This is a genomic window from Luteibacter sp. 22Crub2.1, from assembly GCF_900167995.1.
GTDB classification, from domain to species: Bacteria; Pseudomonadota; Gammaproteobacteria; order Xanthomonadales; family Rhodanobacteraceae; genus Luteibacter; species Luteibacter mycovicinus.
This window is the reverse complement of record NZ_FUYT01000015.1, coordinates 153,206-160,877: the sequence shown is the minus strand read 5'-3', so window position 1 is coordinate 160,877 and position 7,672 is coordinate 153,206. Positions and strand designations below refer to the sequence as shown.

Here is a 7,672-nt window from a genome sequence, read left to right as displayed (position 1 = left end):
GCGCAATGGTGGGATACATGGCGGCCTGTAGGAGCGCGCCCTGCGCGCGAAAAGCCAACAAAGCGAAGAAGCCACACCCCGCTCGACCACCAACCCACCTCGGTACACCAAAGAGACGGCGGGGGTGACCCTCGGGGCCGGTAGCCGCAGGCGAGGGCTTCGACTGGAAGAGGCCGCGAGAGCGGGGCCGGTCAGGGATGACCGGCCGTTTTCGGGGAGGCAGGGACAGCCGACTCGAAAACCCCCAGGCGAAGCCCGACCCGGCCGTAGGCCATTGATACACGGCCGCGGTAGCGGCCTTTCATTGAGGGGTCGCCGCAGGCGTGGCCGCGAGGGTCACCCCCGCCGGCTCTCCAACGCGACACAAAACGCTCGCGACAAAACCAAACGCGATGGCGCAAGCCGAGCCGAACCAAGCCCGCGAGATCGAAAGCACGCCCTTGACGCTCCCCCGCCCCCGGCGTAAACCGGGCGGATTATCCCCGGAGCCAACCACATGCCCCTCGTCCGAATCGATGTCCGCCGTGGCAAGGATGCCGCCTATCGCAGCGCGCTCGGCAAAGCCGTTCATGACGCTCTGGTCAGCATCGGCGTGCCGCACGATGACCGTTTCCAGGTCATCGCCGAACACGATGCGGAAGGTCTCGTCTACGACGCGCACTACCTCGGTATCGAGCGCACCGACGACATCGTCATCGTGCAGATCGCCTTCAACGACACGCGCACCCTCGAGCAGAAGAAAGCGCTGTATCAGGCGATCGCGGAAAATCTGGGCAAGTCGCCAGGCGTCAAACCGGGCGACGTTTTCGTCAATCTCGTCGAGGTCAAAAAAGAAAACTGGTCGTTCGGCAACGGCGTGGCGCAATACGCCAGCTGACCGCTCAAAGCGAACGACGCGGCGCGACGATCAGGTCGCCGAACAACAGGCCCGCCACCAGTGACACCAGCAGCGTGACACCGAGCAGGCCCGTATCCATGCCTAGTGAGGCATCCCGATCCAGCAGGTAGGACACGCTGCGGAAGCTTACCGAGCCCGGCACCAGCAGGATGATGCCGGGCTCGCGTACCACGGCGCCCGGTTGCTGGGCGTAGCGCGCATAGACATTGCTGAGTGAGCCCAGCAGGAGACCGCCGACAAACACGCCGAACGGCGCGCCCGGCAGCGAGCCCGAAATGCTGCCGCCCCAACGCGTGGCGAGATAACCGAGAATGACGGCCCCCATCACGACCAGCCAGTCGCGCCGGGCGGCGCGGAACAGGATGGCGAACGAGAACGCGCCGACCGCGAGCATCGGCCAGTCGGCCCAGCCGGGAAGTGGCGGCAGCGAGTAATCGCGCGACACGATACCGAAGGCCTCGCACAGCTGGCTGGCCGCCACGGTACCGAAGGTCAGCTTCAGCAGTGTGGCTACCGCGCCACCCATGCGCGCGACACCGGCCACGAGATGTTGACTGGAAATTTCGCGCACGGCCGTGGTCAGCGCCATGCCGGGCATCAGCACGATCAGGCTGCCGAGGATCACCGACTTGACCGCCAGCGGCACCAGGTAGGCGCTGACGACGATCGCGATGGCTGTGGCGACCATGGCGCTGATCGCATCGCTGGCGGCGGCGAGCCGCGGTCGGCTGCCCGACGCGACGGTAATCGAACCGATGAGAACGCCGATGAAACCCGCGGTGACCAGATCGGGCCACGCACTGTGCAACAGCAGGCCGACGACGGTCGCCGCGCAGAGGCCATAGCTCGCGATCACGCCGAGCTCGGCACGGAAGGTTTCCGGCGCACCCAGCTTGCGTAACAGGTGGAAGCCTTCGCGCAGTTCCATCCGGCCGTCGATCACGACGTCGGCGATGCGGTCGGCTTCGCAGAGTCGCGCGAGGTTGACGTCGCCGGGCGGCAGGCGCATGACCTGCGTGACCTGGGCGACGCCGTCGTCGCCCTGCCCCAGATCGGCGAACGACACGATGATCGCGGTGGGGCTGGACCAGACCTCGGCGGAGAGCCCCAGACGCTGCGCGGAGCGACCGATGGCGGTCTCCAGGCGTGGTGCGGTGGTGCCGTACTGGTGCAGGCGACGCGCCAGCTCGGTGAGGAACGCGATGCGGGTGTTGATCGCCGTGGTGGCGAAGCTCACCGGAACGGTCAGCGGTGCGACCTCAGGCAACGTCCGTCGCCTTCACGCGCAGGGTGGTGCCGTCGATGCCGATGACCTCGACGGTGGCACCCAGGGGCAGATCCGGGCCGGTGACCAGCCACATGCCGTCGCCCACCCTCGCCTTGCCGCGCCCCTGCACGATCGGCTCGCACAGCGTGTAGCGCTGACCGATCAGCTGTTCGCCACGACGGTTGAGGCGTTCGTTGCCTGCCGGAACGCGGTTGAGCCGCGGCCGCACCCATTTCCAGTATAGGAAGCAGGACGCGAATGCGAGGACGACGAAAATCACGGCCTGCGCAAGCGCGGTCAGACCGGGGACGGCCAGGAGCACGACGCCCATGACCGCCGCGGCGAGACCGATCCACAGCATGAAGTAACCCGGCAACAGCACCTCGCCGCCGAGCAGCAGCAAGGCGGCGATCCACCACAGGTAATGCAGCGCGATCTGGCTCATGGCGTCAGCGCGGCAGTGGCGGGGTGCGGTTGATGGTGCCGTCGCCCTGCGGCGGACGCGGCTGTTGCTGCGTGGCCAGCGAGGATTTGGCCAGCTCGGCGATGCCCGCCAGCGAACCGAGGATGCCCGTGGCTTCCATCGGCAGCAGCAACGTCTTCTGGTTGGGCGACTTGGCCATTTCCTTCAGTGCCTCGACGTAGTTGTTGGCCACGAAGTAATTCAGTGCGTTGACGTCGCCATGCGAGATGGCGTTGGAGACCATCGTCGTCGCCTTGGCTTCGGCCTCGGCGAGGCGCTCGCGTGCTTCGGCTTCGCGGAAAGCGGCTTCTTTTTTGCCCTCGGCGCTCAGGATGGCGGACTGCTTTTCGCCTTCCGCCTTGAGGATGGCCGCCTGACGGAAGCCCTCGGCATCGAGGATGTTGGCGCGCTTCTCGCGCTCGGCCTTCATCTGCCGGGCCATCGCGTCGACCAGATCGCGCGGCGGCGAGATGTCCTTGATTTCGATACGGGTGACCTTGACGCCCCACGGATGCGTGGCCTCGTCGATCACGCCCAGCAGCTTGGCATTGATCGCGTCGCGCTGGCTGAGGCTCTCGTCGAGATCCATCGAACCGAGCACCGTACGGATATTGGTCATGATCAGCGCCAGCGCCGCGCCTTCGAGGTTCGCGACTTCATACGCGGCCTTGGCGGCATCCAGCACCTGGTAGAAGACGACGCCATCCACGCGGACCACCGCGTTGTCCTTGGTGATGACGTCCTGCGAGGGAACCTCGAGGACCTGCTCCATCATGTTCATCTTGCGACCGATCGCATAGACGAAGGGAATCAGAAAATGCAGACCCGGTGTCAGCGTGCCGGTGTACTTGCCGAACATCTCGACCGTCCACTCGTAGCCCTGAGGCACGATGCGGATCAGCTTCGCCAGCACGGTGACGGCAACCACCACGACGACGAACGCGACGACGATATTTCCCATGGCCCTTCGCTCCCTATTTCCGGTGTCTTGCCCGGAGTATAGGCGAAGCGACTCAGGCCGGACCGGCGGGAAGCAACAGGGTGACGCGAAGGCCGCCGCCGTCGCGGTTGGACAGCGCGATACGGCCGCCATGGGCTTCCGAAATTTCTCGGGCAAGCGCCAGCCCAAGACCGGTACCCGAGCGCTTGGTCGAATAAAACGGCAGTAACGCCTGCGCCAGCACGGTGTCGCTCATGCCCGGACCGCGGTCGGCCACCTCGATCAGGGTCTCGCGGCCGATGTGGTGGACCGCCAGGCTGACCTCCGTGGCCTCCCCGCCGGCCTCGTGCGCGTTCTTGATGAGATTGATCAGCACCTGCTCGACCTGGGTACGATCGAACCACCCCGGATGCTCGGGCAAGGGCGCGGCAAGGCGAAATTCTGCGTGCAGAGCCAGATCGTCGAGAAACGGCGCCCAGGGGACCTCGCGGGCTTGCGGCGCAGGCAGTTTGGCGAAGCTGGCGTAGCCGGCAATGAAACTGTGCAGGTGTTTCGCACGGTCGCCGATGGAGGCGAATACGCCGGGCAAGCGGGCGAGATCGCCGCGACGTGCGAGTTCGGCACCGGAATGCGACAGCGACGAGATGGGCGCCAGGGAATTGTTGAGTTCGTGACTGATGACGCGGATGACCCGCTTCCACGTATGTACTTCCTGGCGGGAAAGCTCACGCGTCATGCGTCGGTAGAGCTGAAGCCGGTGAGGCCGCCCCTGCAGACGGAAGCCCCGCTGTGAAAGGTGGAAGGTCTCTTCGCTGCCATCCATCTCGACGTTGAACAGCGCGTCCTCGCCGGCGCCGGCGGCATCGCGAAGGTTGGCGGGCATGGCTTCGAGCACCGTCGCGAAGTCGAGACCCGCCAACGCCCGGCCTTCGTTAAAGAGATGCCGCGCCGCGATGTTCGCGTAGGTGACCTTGCCTGTCGCATCGGTCAACACGAGGGCGACGGGCGTGTTCTGTACCACGGTGTCCAGCAGCAGCTCGCGCTGGGCGAGATGCTGGCGTTGTTCGCGCAGCGTCTGGCCGAGCTCGTTGTGCATGTGGATCAGGTCGCCGAGTTCGTCGTTGCGACCCGATCCGATCGAGATGCTGAAGTCGCCATCGCGATAACTGGCCAGTGCGCTTTCCAGGGCACGCATCAGGCGACGCAGGGGCTCGACCAGAAGGTGCGCCACCCAGGCCGACAGCGGCAGCAACACGAGAAGACAGATGACCAGGGCCGTGGTGCCGTCGAACGCCTCGATCGGCCCCGGCGTGGGCAGTTTGCCGGTCTTGTCAGGCACGGCGCGCATCCACGCCAGCACCTGCGGGAAAGGCCAGATGGACACGCCCGCGAACACCAGCGCGCCGACGATGGCCGATGCGGCCACCACGATCGTCATGCGTCCCTCTAGCGTGAGCGTCCTCATCGGCGGCCCGTCAGACAGCCAGCCCGTATCGCTCCATCCGCCGGTAGAGCGCTTGCCGTGACAGGCCCAGGCTGTTCGCGGCGCGACTGATGACCCCGCCCGCCGAGGCCAGGGCTGCTTCGACCGACTCGCGGCTGGGTTCGTCGAGGTTGCGCGTGGCGTTCGCCGACGGCGGCGGCAGGTTGAGGTGTACCGGCTCGATGCGACCATCCGGTGCCAGCAGCGCCGCACGCGCGATGGCGTTTTTCAGCTCACGTACGTTGCCCGGCCATGTGTGCGCCAGCAGCGCTTCGCGAGCGTCTTCGGTCAATGTGGCCTTGCCGTCCAGGAAATGCCCGGCCAGCGGCAGGATATCGTCGCTGCGCTCGGAGAGCGGCGGCAGGTTCACGTCGATGACGTTGAGGCGGTAATAGAGGTCTTCGCGGAACGTGCCCGCGGCGATCATCGCCTTGAGGTCGGCATTGGTCGCGCTGACCAGGCGCACCTTCACCTGTCGCGTCCGCCCCGAACCCAGTCGCTCGAACTGGCCCGTCTCGAGCACGCGCAGCAGCTTCATCTGCCCCGGCAGCGGCAGGTTGCCGATCTCGTCGAGGAACAACGTGCCGCCATGAGCCATCTCGAAGCGGCCCTCGCGCGCCTTGTTGGCGCCCGTATACGCGCCGGCGTCGGCACCGAACAGCTCGGCCTCGATCAGCTCCCCGGGAAGCGCACCGCAATTGACCGCGACGAACGGCCCGTGCCTCACGGCGGAATTGGCGTGCACGATCGCGGCGATGCGTTCCTTGCCGGCACCGTTGGGACCGGTCACCAGCACGGATACGTCGGAACGCGCGACCTGACATGCGAGCTCGATCGTGCGGCTCATGGCCTCGGAAGCGAATACCAGGCCATCGAGTTCGTAGCGGCTTTCCAGAGCTTCACGCCGGCGACGGCGTTCGACATGGACGCGCGTGGCCTCGCGGTTGGCTTCGGCCAGTTCCAGCAGGTTTTCCACCGTCGCCAGCAGCTTGTTGTCATCCCACGGCTTGGCCAGATAATCGGACGCGCCGGCCTTGACCAGTTCCACCGCGGCTTCGAGGTGCGTCCACGCCGTGAGCAGGATCACCGGCAGGTCGGTGTAACGCGCGCGGATGGCCTTGAACAGCGCGATGCCTTCCTCCCCCGACGTGGTGTCGGCGGTGAAGTTCATGTCCTGAATGACGACATCGATCCGTTCACGGCCAAGCATCGCCAGGCCTTCTTCGGGTGTGAGCGCGACAAGGGGCCGGATCTCGCGGAGGCTGAGAGCAAGCGAAAGGGCCTCGCCGACGGCGGGGTTGTCGTCAATGATCAGTACGCAGCGCATGTGAACCTTTGGCATGCAGGCATGGATGCTTCTCGATGACCAAAAGGTTGAAAGCCTTTCGCATGAATCTTTATTCTAACCACGTGTCGCGACCACCGGGGGGACGGCCGCCGCGCGCAGGGCCGGTGCCAGCACGGCGACCTGCCCGAGCAGCCAGAGGATGATCGCCCCGGCCGGCAGATAGACCAGCGGAAGTCTCGGCACTTCGTATTGCCACATCAGCAGCAGGTTCATCCCGTAAGCCAGCACCATGCCTAGGCCGATCCCGATGCTGGCCAGCAGGAAGTTTTCGGTCTGAAAGTAGCGCAGCACGTCGACCCGGCGCGCGCCCAGTGCCCGCCGTACGCCGATCTGCCGACGCCGCTGGCCCACCCAGAAGCTGGCCAGACCGACGATGCCCAGCGCGGTCACCGTGAGCAGTGCGATACACACACCGACCAGCAAGACAGCCATGGCACGATCGCTGGCGAAATACGCGTCGCGGATGTCGCTGTAACGCTGTTTGCCGGTGACCACCCGTCGCGGGTCGAGCTGGCGAAGTTTGGCCGCGGCGGCCGTCAGTACGCGGTCCGCCTCGCCCGGCCTTACACGCAGCACGAAGGCCGCGCCCATCGCAGGATATTCCCGGAGCGGCACCATCGTGCTGAAGGCGACCTGCCCACGGTCGCCGCCCCCGGCGCGCGACAGGCGTTTCACGACACCGACCACACGCATATCGTTATCGCCGACGAACACGCTTCGACCGATCGGATGTCCGTCGGGGAACAGCCGGTCGGCGGCGTCTTTCGAAAGGATGATCGACGGGGCCACCTTGACCTTCGCGCTGACGACATCGTCCATCCAGCGATACTCGTCGGGGTGGAACCACCGGCCTTCGGCCAGCTGCACACCCATGATCTCGCCGATGCGTTCGCCGTAGAAATTGCCCGTATTCAGGCTCGACACATGCTGATCGCGCTGAAGACCGAGACCACTGTTCCAGCTACGGTCGCCGAAAGGCACCGAGTTGGCCACAGTGGCGTCTTCCACACCCGGGATCTCGCGAAGAGCGGCCAGATCCGCGAGGGTGCGAGCATGCATGTCGGTGTGGATACCGATGTCCCCCACTTCGATGCGCACCAGACGGTCTTCGTCGACACCACTGGGCGTGTCCATCCACGCCAGCCGGTCGCGCACCAGGAAAACCGCGTTGCAGACGATCGCGCACGTCAGGGCGATCTGCAGGACGAGCAGCGTGCAGGTGAAGCGATGGCGTCGCAGTGTGGAGAGGATAGGTCCGATCTGCATGTTCATG

The 7,672-nt window shown here is 65.7% G+C and carries 7 protein-coding genes; 1 reads left to right on the top strand and 6 read right to left on the bottom strand.

Annotated elements, in window-relative coordinates:
- Positions 1–496: 496 nt before the first annotated feature.
- Positions 497–877: a tautomerase family protein gene (locus tag B5X73_RS16435; protein WP_079522575.1), complete on the top strand. Its 381-nt coding sequence runs from the start codon at positions 497–499 to the stop codon at positions 875–877.
- Between the two features lie 4 nt (positions 878–881).
- Here B5X73_RS16435 and B5X73_RS16430 read toward each other — a convergent pair whose 3' ends face one another.
- The 6 genes from B5X73_RS16430 to B5X73_RS16405 form a co-directional block, all read right to left on the bottom strand.
- On the bottom strand, positions 882–2,165 hold the full coding sequence (locus B5X73_RS16430) for a threonine/serine exporter family protein (RefSeq protein WP_079522574.1): 1,284 nt from the start codon (positions 2,163–2,165) through the stop codon (positions 882–884).
- Entirely contained in the window at positions 2,158–2,610 is a 453-nt protein-coding gene (locus B5X73_RS16425) for an NfeD family protein (protein WP_079522573.1), read from the bottom strand. Before B5X73_RS16425 ends, B5X73_RS16430 begins: the two co-directional genes overlap by 8 nt.
- A gap of 4 nt (positions 2,611–2,614) precedes the next feature.
- Positions 2,615–3,589: an SPFH domain-containing protein gene (locus B5X73_RS16420; protein ID WP_079522572.1), complete on the bottom strand. Its 975-nt coding sequence runs from the start codon at positions 3,587–3,589 to the stop codon at positions 2,615–2,617.
- 52 nt (positions 3,590–3,641) lie between these two features.
- Entirely contained in the window at positions 3,642–5,006 is a 1,365-nt protein-coding gene (locus B5X73_RS16415; RefSeq protein WP_254857318.1) for a sensor histidine kinase, read from the bottom strand.
- Positions 5,007–5,043: 37 nt separating this feature from the next.
- Positions 5,044–6,378, bottom strand: coding sequence for a sigma-54-dependent transcriptional regulator (locus tag B5X73_RS16410; RefSeq protein ID WP_043695251.1), 1,335 nt, complete (start codon positions 6,376–6,378; stop codon positions 5,044–5,046).
- Between the two features lie 75 nt (positions 6,379–6,453).
- Positions 6,454–7,665: an ABC transporter permease gene (locus tag B5X73_RS16405; RefSeq protein WP_079522587.1), complete on the bottom strand. Its 1,212-nt coding sequence runs from the start codon at positions 7,663–7,665 to the stop codon at positions 6,454–6,456.
- Between the last annotated feature and the right edge of the window lie 7 nt (positions 7,666–7,672).